Source organism: Paenibacillus sp. FSL H8-0548 (genome assembly GCF_038630985.1).
GTDB lineage: Bacteria > Bacillota > Bacilli > Paenibacillales > Paenibacillaceae > Pristimantibacillus.
In genome coordinates this window covers 4261084-4279414 of sequence record NZ_CP152049.1, presented here as the reverse complement: position 1 = coordinate 4279414, position 18331 = coordinate 4261084, and the positions used below count along the sequence as shown (strand labels likewise).

The window sequence follows — 18331 nt, the reverse complement described above, 5'->3', positions numbered from 1 at the left end:
AATCTAATAGAATCGCACTAACTCATAGCCGTATTGGTTATGAGTTAGTTTATAACATGAAACTAATGGAGGGATATAAAATGAAAAAAGGAAAAATTGGCGTTCAAATGATGATGCTCAAAGGAAAAGTGGAGGAAATAGGCGTTTATGAGACGATGAGAAAGCTAAATGAGCTGGGATACCACTGTGTAGAGATATCACAAATTCCGATGACTGCCGAAAATGTGTCAGAGCTAAAAAGAGCCTGCGCAGATTTCGATATCAAAGTGGCCTCGCTTTCTGCCGCAGTAGAACCTATGATGCCAGGTATGCCAGGCGAGACATTAGCTGCTGACTTTGATAAAATTGTAAGTGACTGCAAAACATTAGATTGTAACTTTTTGCGTATCGGAATGCTTCCGTTCACTGCAATTGGTAATAAAGATAAAATCATGGAGTTTGTAAAAAAAGCAGATGAAGTCGCAGTGAAATTAGCAGAGCACCAAATTGAATTGTACTATCATAACCACCATATCGAATTCCAAAAATATGATGGTGAATACTTATTGGATATCATCAAAAACAATACCACTCATATCGGCTTTGAATTTGATATTCACTGGATTCAAAGAGGCGGGGAAAACCCTGCGGAGTTTATTAGAAAATACGCAGGCCGAATTGCCTTAATACATTTGAAAGATTACCGTATAGGCCAGATTGATGTCAGCTCCTTAGCGGGAGGAGACATGAGCAAATTTATGCAGGCATTCTCCAATGTGGTGGAATTCGCAGAGGTTGGAGAAGGCAACCTTGACATTAAAGGAATTATTGAAGCTGGCCTTGAAAGCGGCTCGCAGTATTTCTTAGTGGAGCAAGACGATGTTTACGGACGCGATCCATTTGATTGCTTGAAAACCTCTGGAGACAACCTGAGAAAATTAGGCTATGCTGACTGGTTTTAAGTTTTAGACAGGGGATGATAGAGAGTGGTCAATAAAACATACGGTTTTGCTATTATTGGAACCGGAAATATAGGAACCTTTCATGCGGAGCTGTTACAAAAAGTAGAAAGAGCTCGACTTGTTGCCATTTGTGATCGAAATCCTGTTCGTGGTCAAGCATTTGCTGAACGCTTTGGCTGCAAGGCGTATACGAATCTCGATGAAATGCTTGAGGATAGCGAAATTGACATTGTAAACATCTGCTCGCCAAGCAGCATGCATGGTGATCAAGCCATTGCGTGTGCAAAAGCAGGGAAACATGTGATGACAGAAAAGCCAATGGACATTTTACTGGATAAATCGGATCAAATGATTGAGGCATTTCACCTTTCTGGGACTAAGATCAGCGTCATTTCACAGCATCGTTTGGAAGAGAGTGTAATCAAAGTTAAACGTCTGATTGAACAAGGAGCATTTGGTAAAGTAGTTCTCGGTACTGGAGCTATCAATTGGTACCGCTCACAGGAATATTACGATAAGAGCACTTGGCGGGGCAAATGGGCATGGGATGGCGGCGGGGCTTTAATGAATCAAGGCATCCACATCGTCGATATTCTGCAGTATATAATGGGTCCCGTTGACACTGTTTTTGCTCATTGTGAGACGTTAGGACATGATAGAATCGAAGTGGAAGATGTGGCGGTTGCTACCTTGCGATTCCGCAATGGGGCGATGGGAACGCTTCTAGGGACGACCTCGGCGTTTCCAGGTTTACAAACGAGGCTTGAAATATTTGGAACTAAAGGCAGCGCAGTGATTGAAAATGGAGTTTTAGTCATCTGTAAGTACAAGAATCCAGAGGGTAAAAACGATGAAGAGATCATAGATGAGAGTGATCGCAGAGAAAAAAACGAAATGAGCAACGGCGCTTCAAATCCAATGTCCATTTCCGGTCGTACACATATGCTTCAATTTGAGGATATGATAGATTCAATTGAAGAGAAGCGTGAACCCTTCGTAAATGGAATCGAAGGAAGAAAGCCGCTGGAAATCATTCTTGCCATTTATGAATCGAATAATAGCGGCCAGCCCGTAACGCTTCGTAGAAGATAAGAGTATTCTGTCTGACTAATTCCAATTAATGATCAGCATAAAAAACGATATTAAGAGAACTATAAATATTGGTCAATCTAGAGCTGAATCAATAATTATTGGAGGGTCGTTCATGGTGAATCGAAATCAACAACAGTTAGCTGCTGATCTTCAGGAAAATAAACAATTGCAGCAAGCACAACAAGAAGTTCAAGCGGCGCATCAACTATTACAAGCAGAAAGCCAACAATTATTAGAAGCAGAACAGCTGCTGCAAATGGAAACTCAGCAAGTGTTACAAGCACAGCAGCAAGTCAGGCAAGAACATCAAGATGTTGAATTGGCACAACAAATGCTGCTACAGGCGCAAGCTGAAGCAATGACTATTCAAAATAATCCACTTCAAGGTTCTTCTCCATTCGAAGAGCCAAAGTGATCAAGAAATAAGTGGAAATGAACGAGCCTTCGGAATATTCCGTTGGCTTTTTTGTTGCCGCGAAACAAAAAAAGGTCATCCTTGGATGCCTCAATTGTAGATAACTCTTCGGTTTAGACAAACATTGCTGCCATACTTCTTGATTAAACCAGCCGATTCTGCTTTGATTAAGCTATGAATTTCTTTTAGGCGCTGAGTCTGAGGCTGAATAGTTTCCTTTACTTTTCCGTCTACAGTTACATCGAATACGATTTTCATTGGTGCACCTCTTCTTCTTAGGATGCTCTAATCATAATCCTGTTGTATTACGGAATGATAAAATGAAATGTAGACAATTGTAATCGTATGTTGAGAGAATTATCGCAATGTAAACTATTCAATTATGAGGTGACAGGATGAGGGCTGTTTACGCAGGAAGCTTTGACCCTATAACGCTTGGACATGTGTCTGTAATCGAGCGTGCCTTCCATTTGTTTAGTGAGGTTCATATTATTGTAGCGAACAATCGGTCGAAGAAGCATTATTTTACAATTGAGCAGCGCACGGAGCTGGTCGCTTTATCGATTCAGCTTGATGAGAAAATAAAGATCGTTCCTTTTGAAGGCATTGTAGCTGATTATGTTAACGAGCATGATATAAATGTAATTATAAGAGGGATTCGCAATGCTACGGATCTTGAGTATGAGCTTCAGCTAGAGCAATATATTCGCAATGCAACGATGGCGGATACGATTTATTTGTCACCTTACACACACTATATGCAAACGAGCAGCTCGCTCGTAAGAATGTTTCTTATGTCTGATAAAATAGAGCTTGCTGCATCTTATATGGTGCCCAAAGCGTATATGCAGATGCTTGATTACGTGGAATATCGCGGAGAGACTACTTAATTAAAGAAATCCGCAGAGCAGCGATTATCATATTCGCGGCTTTGCGGATTAGAATACGTTTAGAGTGAATTAGCTTTGCGGCTTAGGAGGCCGAGGACGCTTCTCTTTGAATCGTGTAGCGACATAATTCCGTTTCCGATCTCGGAAAAATGTCCACCCTGCGATAAAGCCGGCGCCAGCGATAAACATAATAAAGCCTAGCAAAAATTTTAACCAATCAAAATCAGGTGTTATGGCTTCGTTACCGAATTCCGAAAAGTAGACAAATACTGAATCTTTCATTTTGAGAAAGCCGAAGCAAGCCAACAGACCTGGAATAACGAGCATAAGGATAGCAATAAAACGGGCAGCTACTAATTTCATAAATATAGGGTCTCCTTAAAGGGGAAATATACAGTAATCTCTATCATACCTTTTTACGGGCATGGTGTCTAATTCATAAAAGCACGATGCGAGCAGCGGTAAAAACAGGTACAATAGGGTTGAATGTCATGCTACAATGCGAATGGACAAGTCTGCGACTTGAAAGAAGAAGTATAAGCATATATTGATGGCAATAGATGAAGGGAATGATTTTTTTGGCTATACAAGTGGACGTAGCAGTTCTTGGAGGCGGACCTGGTGGATACACGGCAGCGATACGAGCTGCTCAGCTTGGTAAAAGTGTCGCTATTATTGAAATGGACAAGCTAGGCGGAACCTGCTTGCATAAAGGATGTATACCTAGCAAGTCGCTGCTGCGCAGCGCAGAGGTATATTCAACGCTGCTTGAAGCAAGCTCATATGGTATTCAGGTGGCTGAAGGGGCAATTACGCTCGACTATAATAAAGTACAGCAGCGCAAGGAGCAGACGGTGGAGCAGCTTTACCGCGGACTTCAAGGGTTAATGAAAAAAAACGGCATTCAAATCATTCAAGGCAAGGGTAGAGTAATTGGTCCTTCAATTTTCTCACCTCGAAGCGGATCGCTTGCGGTCGAATTGCCGGACGGCGAGATGGAATCGGTTGTCTCGAAGAATTTGATTATCGCTACAGGCTCAAGGCCGCGTCAATTGTCTGGTCTATCACCGGATGGCCAATACATATTATCTAGCGATGAAGCACTTCTTATGGATAAGCTTCCCCGTTCTATTATGATTGTTGGCGGCGGCGTCATTGGGGTCGAGTGGGCATCGATGCTGCAGGATTTTGGTGTACAGGTAACGCTGATCGAGTCGGGCTCAAGGCTGCTGCCGGGTGAAGATACCGAGGTGTCTGCTGAGCTGACTAGAGTGCTTCGAAAGCGCGGCGTACGTGTACTGACTAGTGTACAGCTCCAAACGGAGCAATATAAGGTTGAGAACGATGAGGTCTCTATTGTGGCGTCTACAGAGGATGGAGAAGTACTGCTAACGGCAGAGAAGCTGTTGATATCTGTTGGCCGGCAAGCAAATGTTGAGGGAATCGGCCTTGAGAATACGGATATTCGCACAACGAACGGAGTAATCGAGGTCAATGCTTTTGGACAAACGAGCGAGCCTCATATTTATGCAATCGGAGATGTTATCGGTGGAGTCCAGCTAGCCCATGCGGCAGCACATGAGGGCTTAATCGCAGCAGAGCATATTAGTGGCAAGAAGCCACCGGCTATAGAAGCGCATCTCATTCCTAGATGTATTTACTCGCGTCCAGAGATTGCTTCCTACGGTCTAACCGAGGATGGTGCTCGTGCAAAGGGCCATGACATTAAGACAGGAAAAATCCCTTTCCAAGCTATCGGTAAAGCTCTTGTTTTAGGTGAGAAGGATGGTTTCGTTAAGGTTATCGCTGATCGGAAAACAAATGATATCGTTGGTGTTCATATGATTGGTGCTCATGCTACAGACTTAATCTCAGAGGCTGCGCTAGCAGGTGTACTCAATGCAACACCTTGGGAGGTCGGTCAAATGATACATCCGCATCCGACACTTGCAGAGGCGCTGGGAGAGGCTATGCTGGCTGTTGACGGCAACGCAATATCGTTCTAATTCAGACTGTTTTCTTTTTGGATCAATTGGAGTTATAATATATATGATCAAGTCTTAGTACCAGGTTATAATAGCTTGAAAAAAGGAGGAACACCTTATGACCCAATCTGCTTCTACTGGGCAAAATATTCGTCATTTGGAACTCGGGCTTAGCGATGAGCAAGCAATTGATATGTATGCCACTATGGTGACGGCACGTAAGTTTGACGAGCGTATGCTGCTGCTGCAGCGTGCGGGGAAAATTAATTTCCACGTATCTGGTGTAGGCCAAGAGGTAGCACAGGTTGCCGCAGCGTATGCGCTTGACCGCGAGAGAGATTACTATCTCCCTTATTATCGCGATTATGGCTTCGTACTCGCGGTAGGGATGACACTGCGTGAGCTGCTTCTCTCTGTGTTCGCCAAAGCAGAGGACCCTAATAGCGGCGGACGCCAAATGCCGGGACACTTCGGCCACAAGAAGCTTCGAATAGTTACCGGATCAAGTCCGGTTACTACGCAGGTTCCACATGCGGTAGGCATTGCGCTTGCAGCAAAAATGAAGAGCGACCCGATTGTCAGCTTCGTCACCTTTGGCGAAGGGTCGAGCAATCAAGGCGACTTCCATGAGGGCTGCAACTTTGCAGGTGTGCATAAGCTGCCTGTTATTTTCATGTGTGAGAACAATCAATATGCCATTTCAGTGCCTGTGCACAAGCAAATCGCAGCGCCTGTTGCGGATCGAGCGATTGGCTACGGCTTCCCTGGTATTCAAGTCGACGGAAATGATGCGCTTGAAGTATTCCGCATCGTTAAGGAAGCTCGCGAGCGTGCAATTGCAGGTGAAGGGCCGACGCTTATTGAAGCGTTAATGTACCGGATTTCACCGCATTCCACTTCAGATAACGATCTTGCTTACCGGACGAAGGAAGAGGTAGATACGCATCGTGCGAAGGATGGCATACCTAAATATAAACAATACCTAATGGATTGCGGCATTTGGAATGAGGAGCTTGAGACTGAGCTTCTAGCGAAAATCCGCAAGCTGCTTGACGAGGCTACCGATTATGGCGATAAAGCGCCATTCCCGACGCCTGAATCTACATTGCTGCATGTATATGCAGATGATGCTGGGCAAGGAGGCGGGGAATAATGGCAGTAATTGAATATATTGATGCAATACGCCAGGCGATGAAGGAAGAACTGGAACGTGACGCAGATGTCTTTGTATTGGGTGAGGATGTAGGGCTCAAGGGAGGCGTGTTTACAACGACGAAGGGGCTTCAAGAGCAATTTGGCGAGGCTCGTGTGCTTGATACTCCGCTCGCGGAATCTGCCATCGCCGGTGTTGCTATTGGCGCCGCTATGTATGGCATGAAGCCCATTGCTGAGATGCAATATTCGGATTTCATGTTCCCAGCCACTAACCAAATTATAAGCGAAGCTGCAAAAATTCGTTACCGTTCGAATAATGACTGGACATGCCCGATTGTCATTCGTGCGCCAATTGGCGGCGGTGTTTTTGGAGGCTTGTACCATTCGCAATGTCCGGAATCGGTATTTTTTGGTACGCCCGGTTTGAAAATCGTAGCACCCTACCGCGCATACGATGCGAAGGGATTGTTGAAGGCTGCGGTGCGCGACCCGGACCCTGTGCTTTATTTTGAAAACAAAAAATGCTATAAGCTCATTACGGGTGAAGTGCCAGACGACGATTACATCGTACCGATCGGTAAAGCAAATGTGCTTCGTGAAGGCGATGATATTACGGTTATCGGCTACAGCATGCCGCTGTATTTTGTAGAGCAGGCAGCTGCAGAGCTTGAGGCAGAGGGCATCAGTGCCCATATTCTTGATCTAAGAACGCTCCAGCCGCTCGATAAAGAAGGAATTCTTGAGGCTGTTCGCAAAACAGGCAAGGTGATTATTATCCATGAGGATAATAAGACCGGAGGCGTTGGAGCTGAAGTATCCGCAATTATTGCCGAGGAGCTGCTTTATGAGCTGGATGCTCCAATTATGCGCTTATGCGGGCCGGATGTGCCGGCAATGCCAATTAATCCTCCTGGCGAAAAGTTTTTCTTGCTGAACAAGGAGAAAGTAAAAGAAGCCATGCGGCAGCTTGCGCTTTATTAGCATAACCAAGCTATCTAAATAGCTTTTGTAGTTAGGACGAATGTCACCGCGAAACGTATGCTGCGCCGCCAGAGGACGGCGGAAGCCGTTTATGCTTGGTCCAGTTGGGAGATGTGAATTATGAAAACAATGACAGAAATCGTCGTGCCGCAGCTTGCGGAATCGCTCGTATCGGCCACGATTGATAAATGGCTGAAGCAACCAGGTGATTGGATTGATATTTATGAGCCTGTCTGTGAAATTATTACGGATAAAGTAAATGCGGAGTTGCCATCCACTGTTGCTGGTAAGCTTGTTCAAATTTTAGTTGGCAAGGGTGAGACGGTTCCAGTCGGGACAGCGATCTGCATCATCGAAACCGAAGGAGCAGCAGATCAGGCGGGTACTGCAAGTACCGCTCCATCAAGCTCATCACAGAGTGGTGCAGTGGAGGAAGCTGTAGTTGAGATGGTGGATGCGCCTATGCGCAATCGCTTCTCTCCAGCTGTACAGCAATTAGCAGCCGAGCATTCGATACGTTTGACCGATGTTCCAGGAACGGGACTAGGAGGTAGAATTACGCGTAAGGACGTACTCGTATACGTAGCCTCTGGTGCAGGTAATTCATCTGAACAAGCACCAAAAACGATTGATGTATCTGCGCAGGTACGCTCCTCTGGTATGCATTTGACAGAAACGCCTAGATTTCCAAAAATCGAGGTAGAAGGTGCAGCGGGAATGGGTCGTGGAGATAACTTTATTGATGTGACGCCAATACGTAATACCATTGCTCGCAATATGCGGCAAAGCGTGAGTGAAATTCCCCATGCTTGGACGATGATTGAAGTGGATGTAACGAATCTAGTTCTTCTTCGCAATAAGCTGAAAGAGGATTTCATGAAGCGTGAAGGTATTAACCTGACTTATTTGGCCTTCCTTCTTAAGGCGGTAGTTAATGCGATCAAAGACGTGCCGATCATGAATTCGATGTGGGCGGTAGACAAAATTATTGTGAAGCGGGATATCAACATCGCTCTTGCAGTCGGGACGGAGGACTCGGTGCTTACACCGGTCATCAAAAACGCCGATCACAAAAACGTTGCAGGTCTAGCCAAAGAAATTGAAGATCTTGCGCGCAGGACGAGGGAAGGTAAGCTGACGCTCTCGGATATGCAGGGTGGAACGTTCACTGTCAATAATACAGGGTCCTTTGGTTCTATCTTGTCATACCCAATCATTAACTATCCGCAGGCTGCTATTTTAACGTTCGAATCGATCGTGAAGCGTCCAGTAGTCATTAACGATATGATCGCTGTGCGCTCAATGGCGAACTTATGCCTATCACTCGATCATCGCATATTGGACGGCGTCATTTGTGGACGCTTCTTGCAGCGTGTTAAGGATAATTTGGAGAGCTTTAATCTTGAAAGTAAATTGTATTAGAAAAGGGGAACACCATCATGGCTGAAGCGGATAACGCAAATGGCTTAAGACGGCTGGATGCCCATTATATTGACATGCTCGAATACGCTGAAGCGTGGGAGCTGCAAAAAGAATACGTAAAGCAAATTGACAAGGAGGAGCGCGAGCAGACGCTGCTCCTTCTTCAGCATCCACCTACCTATACGATGGGCTCTGACAAGCACCCTGAGCATCTGCTATTAGATGAAGCAGAGCTGCAGAAGCGAGGCATCTCATTGTTCCAAATTGATCGTGGCGGTGACATCACTTACCATGGTCCAGGACAGCTTGTTGGTTATCCTTTGCTGTATTTGGATGCGGTAGGTCTTGATTTGCATGCGTACTTGCGCAGTATGGAGCAGGTTATTATTAATTGGCTTGCTGAGTATGGTATAGAAGCGGGTAGAAAGCCAGAATATACAGGAGTATGGGTTGGAGATGCTAAAATAGCGGCAATCGGAGTGAAATTTAATAAAGCCCGGCATAGCCGAGGCTTTATTACAAGTCATGGATTTGCTCTCAATATCAAATCCGGAATTGCGGCGGAAGGATTCAACGGAATTGTGCCTTGCGGCATTCAGCAATTCGGTGTTGCTTCCTTTAATGATTTAACAGGGCTGGAGCTATCTGTGGAGAAAGCTGCCGAGGAGCTGCTGCCTCACTTTGTGAAGGAATTCAAATGTATTTTGGGACTAGTAAAGAAATAAAGATCCAAGGCCTGCTACCAAGGATGACAACAGTAGTGCGGATACGAGTACAATGGCAATAATTCGAATCATTCGCTGTCTGCGCATAAGGAAAACCTCCTTCGTGATGTGAAACATCATAGCATGCTATGAGCTTGTCATTTACTCTATTGTATACGAAAGTAAGGGACGGAGGAAACGTTAATGATTGCAAAGGATCGATTAGTGGACGAATTTATGCAGCTGGTAAAGGTTGATAGTGAAACGAAGCATGAACAGGAAATAAGCAAACTGCTTAAACAAAAATTCGAAGCACTCGGTTTGCAAACAAGTGAGGATGACGCTGCGCAGAAGACGGGCCATGGTGCAGGCAATTTGTTTGTGATTTGGGAAGCAACGGATGCGAAGGCTGCTGTACCTACGATATTTTTTACTTGTCATATGGATACAGTTTCTCCAGGCGTAGGGATCAAGCCGCAGTTGGATGATGATGGCTACATAAGGAGCGATGGGACGACTATTCTTGGCGCGGATGATAAGGCAGGAATTTCTGCTATTTTTGAAGCTATTCGGGTTATTCAAGAGCAGTCCATCCCTCATGGACGCATTCAATTTGTCATTACTGTCGGTGAGGAGTCTGGTCTACTCGGAGCGCGTTCGCTAGATGCTTCAAGGCTGGAAGCAAAATTTGGTTACGCCCTTGATTCTAATGGGGCGATTGGTGATATTGCTGTTGCTGCGCCAACGCAAGCCAAAGTGACGATTAAAATGTTCGGACGCTCCGCTCATGCAGGAGTTAACCCGGAGGATGGCATTAGCGCTATTCAGATTGCTGCAAAGGCAATCGCTAGAATGCCGCTAGGTCGCCTTGATGAAGAAACGACTGCTAATATTGGACGTTTTGAGGGCGGCGGTGCAACGAATATCGTATGTGATTATGTGAAGCTGGATGCGGAAGCAAGAAGTATTGTGCAGCATAAGCTGGACAATCAAGTCGAAGCGATGCGCAAGGCTGTTGAGAGCGCTGCAGAGGAGTTTGGCGGACGCGGAGAGCTGGATAGTCAGGTGATATATCCTGCTTATCAACATGAAGATGACGCTCCAGTCGTACAGCTTGCAATGAAAGCTATACATGTAATTGGACGCACGCCGCGTACTTTTCATTCAGGCGGCGGCAGCGACGCGAATATTTTTAACGGATTTGGGATTCCTACAGTTAATCTGGCAGTTGGCTATGAGCATATTCATACGACAAAGGAACAGATCAAGGTTGAGAATTTGGTCAAAACAGCAGAGCTGGTTGTAGAAATTATTAAACAAGCAGCAGCATCGGAATAGTTCAGTTAACATGATCGATGAACAAGACAGAAAGCCCTTCAATCCTAGAGCTCAGCACAGGCTGAACACGGATGGAGGGTTTTTGTCTGAATATAATAACTACGATTAGAAAGTGAATTAATTGGTGTTTTCCAAAGGTAGACGCTTTATGCTAATGACATTGGTGTACTCGGACATCGGCGTACGTGATAGTGTTGAAGCAGACAGCTTGCGCAGCTGATGACGGATCTCCCAGCCTTTTCCTACTAAACGCAAATGGTTTAAAGCAACATATTGTTTCATATGATTCGCCCCCGTCAATTTGATATAATGATAGTTATGCAGGGTTTGGACAAGATATGCGAAATAAAACATATGAAGGAGCGATACGCTTGAAAGAACAACAGCCAGCAGAAATATGGCGTGAAGAAACGATTAAGACCGAATCCATATTTGAAGGTAAAATGATTACCTTGCAGGTGGATACGGTTACGCTGGCAGATGGCAAAACGGCCACAAGAGAAATTGTGAAGCATCCCGGCGCTGCTGCGGTTATGGCTTTATTAGACGGCAAGCTGCTAGTCGTGGAGCAATTCCGCAAGCCGCTTGAAAAATATCAAATTGAAATACCTGCGGGCAAGCTTGACCCTGGAGAAGACCCATTAACTGCCGCCGCTCGTGAGCTGGAGGAAGAAACGGGTTACCGCTCAGATGATCTCAAGCTCTTAAGCGCCTTCTATACCTCGCCAGGCTTTGCAGATGAGAAGCTGTACGTTTATTTCACTGACAAAGTTGAGCAAGGCGTTCAAAATCCAGACGATGATGAGGATTTAAGAGTCGAGGCGATTACTCTTGAGCAAGCCGAGGCTTACATACAAGAAGGTCGCATTAGCGATGCCAAAACGATTTTAGCTGTATATGCGTGGAAGCTCTACATACTCACAGGTCGGCTCTAGCCGACCCTTTCTTTCCTCTAAAACCCGTCATACCACCGATAACATCCTCATACAATACAAAGACAACCCTTAAACATGTATTTTTTTGAAAACTCGCTTTGACTAACTCTCTACTATTAACTTACAACTTTTTGAAATATATGAAACAGTAAAAGCAGACTTTTTATTCGTCATATTCAATGCTAAGCAACCTATATAAGTTGAACTAGAAATTTACGTTTTGAGCGCTGTGCGAGAAGATCATTCTGAAGGGTCGCGGTTGCAGCCAGATTCTTTGATTTTGTTAGACATTTAAAGGTAAGAATCCGGCTGCAAAGGCGAACACTTCGTTTCTCCAGAACGATCTACTCGCTTCGCTGTAACTTCATTTTTCAAGTTCAACTTATATATATTCACATTGTGAATTAACAGGAATAACTCCAGCTATTCATCGAAGCAGGGAGACTAATGGTGAATTAACAGGAATTTCTGATGTTAATTTTTCATAACTAGTTATATAGCTGACTCCCTAAGAATTACAGGTAGAAATTCCAGCTAAAGCATAATTACGGGCATGTTCCAAGGAATTAACTGGAGATTTTCCTGTTATCACTCATTGATTATATGCAATGACTAGTTGAGATAGGGATGTGGTAAGTGGTTAGTTAAGAGATTAAAGGATTGGACTATTCTGATCAAACTCATGCGTCGATGGTTGGTATAGTGGCTACTGAGCGGCGGGCGTTGCATAAAGTGCAATGGAAACCTAACATGGAAGCTTAATTCAGGTGCTACATTGTAAAAAAGCAGCAGAAACAGCCCTAAAACATGGAAAAGGGCATAAATTAGGCCATTCCATTGCACAAAGTACATTGTAGCAGAGCTCGAAGGAGTAAAAAGCCGATTACATTGTACAAAGTGCAGTGTAGCTGTAGTTCTCTCGCTTTTGGGTGGGGATGAGATGGTTAGTAAGTAAGTAAATAAGTAGGTAGGCATACATGCATGTAAGGTGTCTCGTCGAGCGCAAACTATTCTTAAAACTAATCATATTTGATTCAACTGAAAGCGTGTCCCGCAGGGACGGAAGCGTTCGAGCGAAAACGTAGCATTAAAGCATCTTACGCTCAACGTCGTTAGTTCAGTTGCAGGAGTCCAGAGGGTGCAACCCTTGGGGCCCTCCCTTGGAAGGGAGGGTTTGGGAGGGCTCGAAACGCCTTTGAAGGTTGGTAGAAGCCTTTGAAGGTTTGGCAGAAGCCTTTAAAGGTTGGGTAGAGAAGCCTTTAAAGGTTGGTACAAGCCCTTCTAAAGGGCTGCAGGGTTGCACATTAAGGAGGGTTTGATGACCATGGTGAAAAATCAACTATCCCTATATGTATTTGTATCGGTCTTGTTTGTTGTGGGTGTTATTTTCGGGGCGCTCATGGTCAATGCGCTTACTCTCGAGCAGCAGCAGGAGATGGCACAGGATGTAAGCCAATATGTTAGGCTTATGGATCAAGGCTTAGGCACAGGAGGCGTGGATTCATTTTGGGAACGGTTTTTTTTCCATAGTAAATGGCTGCTTGTAGTGTGGGTGCTTGGCATCACTGTAGTTGGAATGCCAGGGGTGCTGGCGCTGAATTTTTTGAAGGGTGCGTTAGTTGGCTTTTCAATCGGCACGCTCATTAATCAGTACGGCTGGAAGGGCGTGCTTTTCTCGCTCGTGTCCGTTGCCCCGCAAAACATTATTGTCGTTCCGGCAATGATTATCGTCAGTGCAGCTGCAATCTCGTTCTCCATATTTGTGATCAAAAACAGATTGCTGCAGCAAAAGGGGGAGCTTGCTCCTGAGCTTGGCTCCTTCACATCGACAGCTATGCTGATGTTATTTGTTTTCGCAGGTGCAGCGTTGTTCGAAGCCTATATCTCTCCTTACCTAATCAGCTTGATTTCACCTCTGCTTTCGTCCGTTAACGCCACAATCTGACACCAAAATGTTTGACTTTTGATCAGGTTAGCACATATAATGAGAGGAAACGTTTCCTGAAAAAGGCGCAGACATGTGGTAGGGGGGGAAATCATGGAAGCCCGGATTGAAAAGATTAAACAACAGCTGCAGTCGCAGGGCTACAAGTTAACCCCGCAGCGCGAAGCTACGGTACGCGTGTTACTTGAGAATGAAGATGACCATCTAAGTGCCGAAGATGTATTTATGCTTGTAAAAGATAAAGCCCCAGAAATCGGACTTGCGACGGTTTATCGGACATTGGAGTTACTAAGCGAAATGCATGTTGTCGAAAAACTGAATTTCGGCGATGGGGTAGCACGGTACGATTTGCGTACAGACAGCAACAAGCATCATCATCACCATTTAATATGTGTGCAATGTGGAACTATGGATGAAATAAAGGATGACTGGCTTTTGCCATTGGAAGAACGGCTTGAGCAGGAATACGGTTTTTTTGTAATCGATCATCGTCTTGATTTTCAAGGTGTATGCCATCGCTGCAAAGAAAAAAATGATAGTGCAACCCCAACTGAAAATCAATTATAAACGGCTAAGCTGCCCAGCATTTCTGGACGGCGAAGCCGTTTTGGCATTTTCTTAGACATCAAAAATATGATTAAGCTGCAGCAGTCCAGCACCTTGTGCATGAGAACTGTAACCTTTCAGCTTAATTGCATTTTTGAGAAGTCGTCTTTTAACCTCTGTGACTGATAGGCATGGCCTTCCAGCTAGCAGCAATGCAGCGCCGCCAGTTACATGGGGGGAGGACATGCTTGTTCCAGAGACCTTGGCATAAGTTCCGTTCAACCAGGTGGAGTTTATATTTTCACCAGGCGCTGTAAGACCGATTCCGCTGCCCCGACTGCTGAAGGTTGCGATCTTGTTCGTAATTGTAGATGCTGCTACTGCAATGGTTTCACTAAAAGAAGCGGGTTCATCAATTTTACCGTAAGTGATACCAGAGTTGCCGGCAGAGGCTACCATAATAATCCCTTGCTTCGCTGCTCTTTTTATAGCTTCGTGCAGCGTCTTGCTGCTCTCGGAATTTAAAATGCCAAAGCTCATATTGATGACGTTCATACGATTTTTTATACACCAGTTAATACCCTCGATAATATTTGAAACGTATCCATCACCATTCTTATCCAGCGCTTTTACCGCATACAAATTCACTGCTGGAGCAACTCCAGTTAATTTTCCGGATTTCCCAGTAGCGGCGACGATACCAGCGACGTGAGTGCCATGTCCGTTGTCATCAGCAAACGATCCTCCATCAATGACATTGATGCCGCCCGTTATTCGAAGATCAGGATGGTTAGCAATTCCTGTATCGAGTATCGCAACTTTTATCGTTTTTCCTTTCGTGGTAGACCAAGCAGCTGGCGCTTGAACTCGGCAAATATTCCAAGGCACAGAAGCAGGAAATGTAGCAGGCGTTAGCAGTGGTCCCGCAGGTACCCGATATTTGATTGGCTTGTTTTGCAATAATCCATGCGCTCGAATTTGAAAATCCTTTTCAACTTTCTTAATGTATGGATGTCTGACCAAAATATCGGAGGATACATTTGTATTAAAATAACAACCGATCATATGATTGCTGGAAACGGTTTTGAACGGAGAAATACCTAAATCCTTTAAATGTTTAAGACAGCGCTTATAGGATTCGGAAGAACGTAGAGTAATAAGCTGGCGGCTCGTTTTTTTAGAAGGGATACAGGTAGTACAGCTTTTTAGTATCTTTTTCAGCTTAGACAATGGACTTAGAACCTCCTAATTATGATTGCCTTGTTCTTCTTCAGTCTATGAAACTGCATACGGTTTCGTATGGGTAGTTATCACAAGCCCAAATAATTTACGGAATACTACACAGCATAATAAGGGAGAATATACGCTGAATGGTATTCATAAGAAATCGTCTCATTAAGCAAGAGCAATCTTGCCGTGATTATCATACAACATAGGAAGAGCAGTTTTTGAGGTATGAAATAAGCAGGATTAAGAGGAGGGAAAAGGATGATTATCGGTGTTCCTAAAGAAATCAAACAAAGTGAATATCGTGTTGCTTTAACGCCTGCTGGTGTTACGGTACTCGCTGCTGCTGGCCATCAAATATTGGTTGAGGCAGGCGCAGGGAGCGGGAGCGGCTTTGAAGATAGTGATTATGAGCGAGAAGGGGCTAAGCTCCTTAGCACTGCTGCAGAGGTATGGTCAAGTTCAGAGATGATTATGAAGGTAAAGGAGCCTTTAGCAGAAGAATATGGATATTTCCGCGAGGGGCTCTTGCTGTTTACTTATTTGCATTTGGCGGCTGCGCCTGATTTGACAAAGGCATTGATGGACTATGGCGTGACGAGCATCGCGTATGAGACGATTCAATTGACAAACGGCAGTTTGCCTTTGCTTTCTCCAATGAGTGAGGTTGCCGGCAGAATGTCGGTGCAGGTAGGCGCGCAGTTCCTTGAAGCGTTTAATGGCGGAAGGGGTGTGCTGCTCGGAGGTGTACCAGGTGTTCCTCCTGCGGAGGTCGTTATTATTGGCGGTGGGATCGTAGGCATGAATGCTGCAAAAATTGCGGTCGGCATGGGTGCTAGTGTGACTATATTAGAAAAAAGCGCTGAACGCATGCGTTATTTGGATGAAATATTTGGTGGAAGAGTGAAAACTGTGATGTCTAGTCCTTACCATATTGCTGAAGCAGCAGCGAAAGCGGATTTGCTAATTGGTGCGGTTCTTATTCCGGGAGCGCGTGCTCCACATTTGGTGACGGAGCAGATGGTACAGGGCATGAAGAAAGGTTCCGTTATTGTAGATGTGGCAGTCGACCAGGGAGGCTCTATTGCAACGGTTGATCGACCTACGACCCATAAGGATCCCATTTATGTGAAGCATGGCGTTATTCATTATGCAGTTGCCAACATTCCAGGTGCCGTACCTCATACTTCTACCTTTGCATTAACAAATGTAACGATCCCATTTGCGCTGGAGTTGGCGAATCACGGTATGGACGCCGTTCGCAGGAGCATTCCGTTGCAAAAAGGAGTTAATACTCACGCTGGGAAACTAACCTGTGAACCGGTAGCTCTAGCAACCGGATTGCCTTTCACACCGCTTGAGAAGTGGTTGGAAAGCATTCCTTTCGATCACTTGCAGAATTGAAGGTCTACTTGAAGCAGTCTCCTCATATGGTGGTACTGATGGACAACAGTATCGGCACTATAAGGAGGCTGGTTTATATGGTTTTTTCAATTCGTAGATGGACAAGCCGAGTTTTTTTTATTCTCATTTTCTCAGTATTGCTCTTAATTGTTACTGGCGGCTATCGCTGGCTTGCCGATGCTGTATCGCCTATACATCCTTATCGCGAGCCTAAAGGGGATGCACTTAAAGTTTTTGTCACAGATCCTGATTCTCCAGACAGCAAGCATGCAGCAGATCGACTTCGATGGTTTTATTGGTATGGCGAGTAGCTAGGTGCTCATCCTGCATTGATTATGTGTAAAAGCAGGATTTACGGTGTCGAATGTTGAATGTTTTTGGAGAAAAGACTTCTTATAGTCATGCGTTTTTTGCGAAAGGAAATCCGATGAAAGCTTACTTAGAACGTTATATTCAATATTTGAAGGTAGAGCGTGGCTTGTCAGCTAATACTCTTTCCTCTTATGAGCGGGATTTGAATCAATTTATATCGTATTTGGAAAAGGAAGCTATCACTGCGCTGACCCTCGTTCAAAGACATCATATTTCAAGGTATATGCTCCATTTAAAGGAGCAGGGGAGGAAGGCAGCGACTTTATCACGTCATATCGTGTCCGTTCGTGCCTTTTTTCATTATTTGGTCATTGAGTCTGTCATTGTTAGTAATCCTTCTATTTATATGGAGGCTCCAAAACAAGAGAAGAAGCCGCCTAGTATTTTGAGTGTCTCGGTTACTAACATGCTCCTTGAAGCGCCAAATAGCGTGAGTGCAAGCGGTAAACGGGATAAGGCGATGCTAGAGCTCATTTATGCTACAGGCATAAGAGTTTCGGAGCTCGCAGCTCTAAATATTGAAGATGTTAATCTTCAGCTCGGTTTTGTTCAGTGTGTGGGCACTGGGCAGAAGGAACGTATTGTTCCTTTTGGCAAAATGGCAGCGGTGGCCCTTAATGATTATTTACAATTAGGAAGAGATGCCTTATTGACTGCAAGAGAGTCGGAATCAGCGCTTTTCTTAAATCATTTGGGCACGCGTTTGACAAGGCAAGGGTTTTGGAAGACGATAAAGAAGTACACGAAGGAGGCAGGCATTGCAGAGGACATCACGCCTCATATGCTTCGTCACTCTGTCGCTGCACATTTGCTGGAAAATGGGGCTGATATTCGAGCTGTGCAGGAGCTGCTTGGGCATGCGGATGTTTCGACCACACTCAAATACACGCAGGTTTCCAAAGCTCGGATCAAAGAGACCTATAATCGTGCGCATCCACGCGCTTAATTGAATTCCCGACGATGTTTGACATGACAGAGG

General features: G+C 44.8%; 21 protein-coding genes. 16 read left to right on the top strand and 5 right to left on the bottom strand.

Annotation, left to right across the window (positions count from 1 at the left end):
* Positions 1 to 80 precede the first annotated feature (80 nt).
* The 3 genes from MHI37_RS18610 to MHI37_RS18600 all read left to right on the top strand — a co-directional run bounded on the left by MHI37_RS18610 (position 81) and on the right by MHI37_RS18600 (position 2448).
* Positions 81 to 941 (top strand): sugar phosphate isomerase/epimerase, encoded by an 861-nt coding sequence (locus MHI37_RS18610; RefSeq protein WP_076336530.1) that lies wholly within the window; start codon positions 81 to 83, stop codon positions 939 to 941.
* A gap of 24 nt (positions 942 to 965) precedes the next feature.
* Positions 966 to 2033 (top strand): Gfo/Idh/MocA family oxidoreductase, encoded by a 1068-nt coding sequence (locus MHI37_RS18605; RefSeq protein ID WP_076336529.1) that lies wholly within the window; start codon positions 966 to 968, stop codon positions 2031 to 2033.
* Between the two features lie 112 nt (positions 2034 to 2145).
* The gene (locus MHI37_RS18600; protein ID WP_076336528.1) at positions 2146 to 2448 is read left to right on the top strand and encodes a hypothetical protein; all 303 of its coding nucleotides are present in this window, start codon (positions 2146 to 2148) and stop codon (positions 2446 to 2448) included.
* 90 nt (positions 2449 to 2538) lie between these two features.
* On the opposite strand, the gene MHI37_RS18595 is transcribed toward MHI37_RS18600, so the two are convergent.
* Positions 2539 to 2706, bottom strand: a complete 168-nt coding sequence (locus MHI37_RS18595) for a mechanosensitive ion channel protein MscL (protein ID WP_144023661.1) — start codon at positions 2704 to 2706, stop codon at positions 2539 to 2541.
* Positions 2707 to 2843: 137 nt separating this feature from the next.
* Here MHI37_RS18595 and coaD point away from each other — a divergent pair, with 137 nt between their 5' ends.
* The gene (gene coaD / locus MHI37_RS18590; protein ID WP_076336527.1) at positions 2844 to 3338 is read left to right on the top strand and encodes a pantetheine-phosphate adenylyltransferase; all 495 of its coding nucleotides are present in this window, start codon (positions 2844 to 2846) and stop codon (positions 3336 to 3338) included.
* A gap of 69 nt (positions 3339 to 3407) precedes the next feature.
* On the opposite strand, the gene MHI37_RS18585 is transcribed toward coaD, so the two are convergent.
* Complete coding sequence (locus MHI37_RS18585; RefSeq protein ID WP_076336526.1) at positions 3408 to 3701, bottom strand: DUF2627 domain-containing protein; 294 nt, start codon at positions 3699 to 3701, stop codon at positions 3408 to 3410.
* 215 nt (positions 3702 to 3916) lie between these two features.
* On the opposite strand from MHI37_RS18585, the gene lpdA reads away from it, so the two are divergent.
* The 5 genes from lpdA (at position 3917) to lipB (ending at position 9606) form a co-directional block, all read left to right on the top strand.
* Positions 3917 to 5344, top strand: a complete 1428-nt coding sequence (gene lpdA, locus MHI37_RS18580) for a dihydrolipoyl dehydrogenase (protein WP_076336549.1) — start codon at positions 3917 to 3919, stop codon at positions 5342 to 5344.
* A 97-nt stretch (positions 5345 to 5441) separates the two neighbouring features.
* Positions 5442 to 6476: a thiamine pyrophosphate-dependent dehydrogenase E1 component subunit alpha gene (locus MHI37_RS18575; protein ID WP_076336525.1), complete on the top strand. Its 1035-nt coding sequence runs from the start codon at positions 5442 to 5444 to the stop codon at positions 6474 to 6476.
* Positions 6476 to 7459, top strand: a complete 984-nt coding sequence (locus tag MHI37_RS18570) for an alpha-ketoacid dehydrogenase subunit beta (protein ID WP_076336524.1) — start codon at positions 6476 to 6478, stop codon at positions 7457 to 7459. The genes MHI37_RS18575 and MHI37_RS18570 overlap by 1 nt, the downstream gene beginning before the upstream one ends.
* A gap of 120 nt (positions 7460 to 7579) precedes the next feature.
* Positions 7580 to 8881: a dihydrolipoamide acetyltransferase family protein gene (locus tag MHI37_RS18565; RefSeq protein WP_076336523.1), complete on the top strand. Its 1302-nt coding sequence runs from the start codon at positions 7580 to 7582 to the stop codon at positions 8879 to 8881.
* A gap of 17 nt (positions 8882 to 8898) precedes the next feature.
* Positions 8899 to 9606: a lipoyl(octanoyl) transferase LipB gene (gene lipB / locus MHI37_RS18560; protein ID WP_076336522.1), complete on the top strand. Its 708-nt coding sequence runs from the start codon at positions 8899 to 8901 to the stop codon at positions 9604 to 9606.
* On the opposite strand, the gene prli42 is transcribed toward lipB, so the two are convergent.
* Positions 9592 to 9693 (bottom strand): stressosome-associated protein Prli42, encoded by a 102-nt coding sequence (gene prli42, locus MHI37_RS18555; RefSeq protein ID WP_179090193.1) that lies wholly within the window; start codon positions 9691 to 9693, stop codon positions 9592 to 9594. The two genes, lipB and prli42, sit on opposite strands and share 15 nt — an antisense overlap.
* 96 nt (positions 9694 to 9789) lie before the next feature.
* Here prli42 and MHI37_RS18550 point away from each other — a divergent pair, with 96 nt between their 5' ends.
* Positions 9790 to 10923: a M20/M25/M40 family metallo-hydrolase gene (locus MHI37_RS18550; protein WP_076336521.1), complete on the top strand. Its 1134-nt coding sequence runs from the start codon at positions 9790 to 9792 to the stop codon at positions 10921 to 10923.
* A 117-nt stretch (positions 10924 to 11040) separates the two neighbouring features.
* Here the strand turns inward: MHI37_RS18550 and mciZ are convergent, their stop codons facing one another.
* Positions 11041 to 11205, bottom strand: a complete 165-nt coding sequence (gene mciZ, locus MHI37_RS18545) for a Z-ring formation inhibitor MciZ (protein ID WP_144023660.1) — start codon at positions 11203 to 11205, stop codon at positions 11041 to 11043.
* 56 nt (positions 11206 to 11261) lie between these two features.
* Here mciZ and MHI37_RS18540 point away from each other — a divergent pair, with 56 nt between their 5' ends.
* From MHI37_RS18540 to MHI37_RS18530, 3 genes are all read left to right on the top strand, one after another.
* Entirely contained in the window at positions 11262 to 11858 is a 597-nt protein-coding gene (locus tag MHI37_RS18540; RefSeq protein WP_076336520.1) for an NUDIX hydrolase, read from the top strand.
* Positions 11859 to 13182: 1324 nt separating this feature from the next.
* Positions 13183 to 13803 carry a stage II sporulation protein M gene (spoIIM, locus tag MHI37_RS18535; RefSeq protein ID WP_256710490.1) on the top strand — a complete coding sequence of 207 codons (621 nt, stop codon included), beginning with the start codon at positions 13183 to 13185 and terminating at the stop codon, positions 13801 to 13803.
* A 93-nt stretch (positions 13804 to 13896) separates the two neighbouring features.
* Complete coding sequence (locus tag MHI37_RS18530; RefSeq protein WP_076336518.1) at positions 13897 to 14370, top strand: Fur family transcriptional regulator; 474 nt, start codon at positions 13897 to 13899, stop codon at positions 14368 to 14370.
* A 51-nt stretch (positions 14371 to 14421) separates the two neighbouring features.
* On the opposite strand, the gene MHI37_RS18525 is transcribed toward MHI37_RS18530, so the two are convergent.
* A complete protein-coding gene (locus tag MHI37_RS18525) occupies positions 14422 to 15579 on the bottom strand; it encodes a S8 family peptidase (RefSeq protein ID WP_076336517.1) in 1158 nt (385 codons plus the stop codon).
* A gap of 258 nt (positions 15580 to 15837) precedes the next feature.
* Between MHI37_RS18525 and ald the strand changes: the two genes are divergently transcribed.
* From ald to xerD, 3 genes are all read left to right on the top strand, one after another.
* Complete coding sequence (gene ald / locus MHI37_RS18520; RefSeq protein ID WP_076336516.1) at positions 15838 to 16980, top strand: alanine dehydrogenase; 1143 nt, start codon at positions 15838 to 15840, stop codon at positions 16978 to 16980.
* 77 nt (positions 16981 to 17057) lie between these two features.
* On the top strand, positions 17058 to 17291 hold the full coding sequence (locus MHI37_RS18515; RefSeq protein ID WP_076336515.1) for a YqzK family protein: 234 nt from the start codon (positions 17058 to 17060) through the stop codon (positions 17289 to 17291).
* A 53-nt stretch (positions 17292 to 17344) separates the two neighbouring features.
* A complete protein-coding gene (gene xerD / locus MHI37_RS18510; protein ID WP_342556495.1) occupies positions 17345 to 18298 on the top strand; it encodes a site-specific tyrosine recombinase XerD in 954 nt (317 codons plus the stop codon).
* The last annotated feature ends 33 nt before the right edge of the window (positions 18299 to 18331 follow it).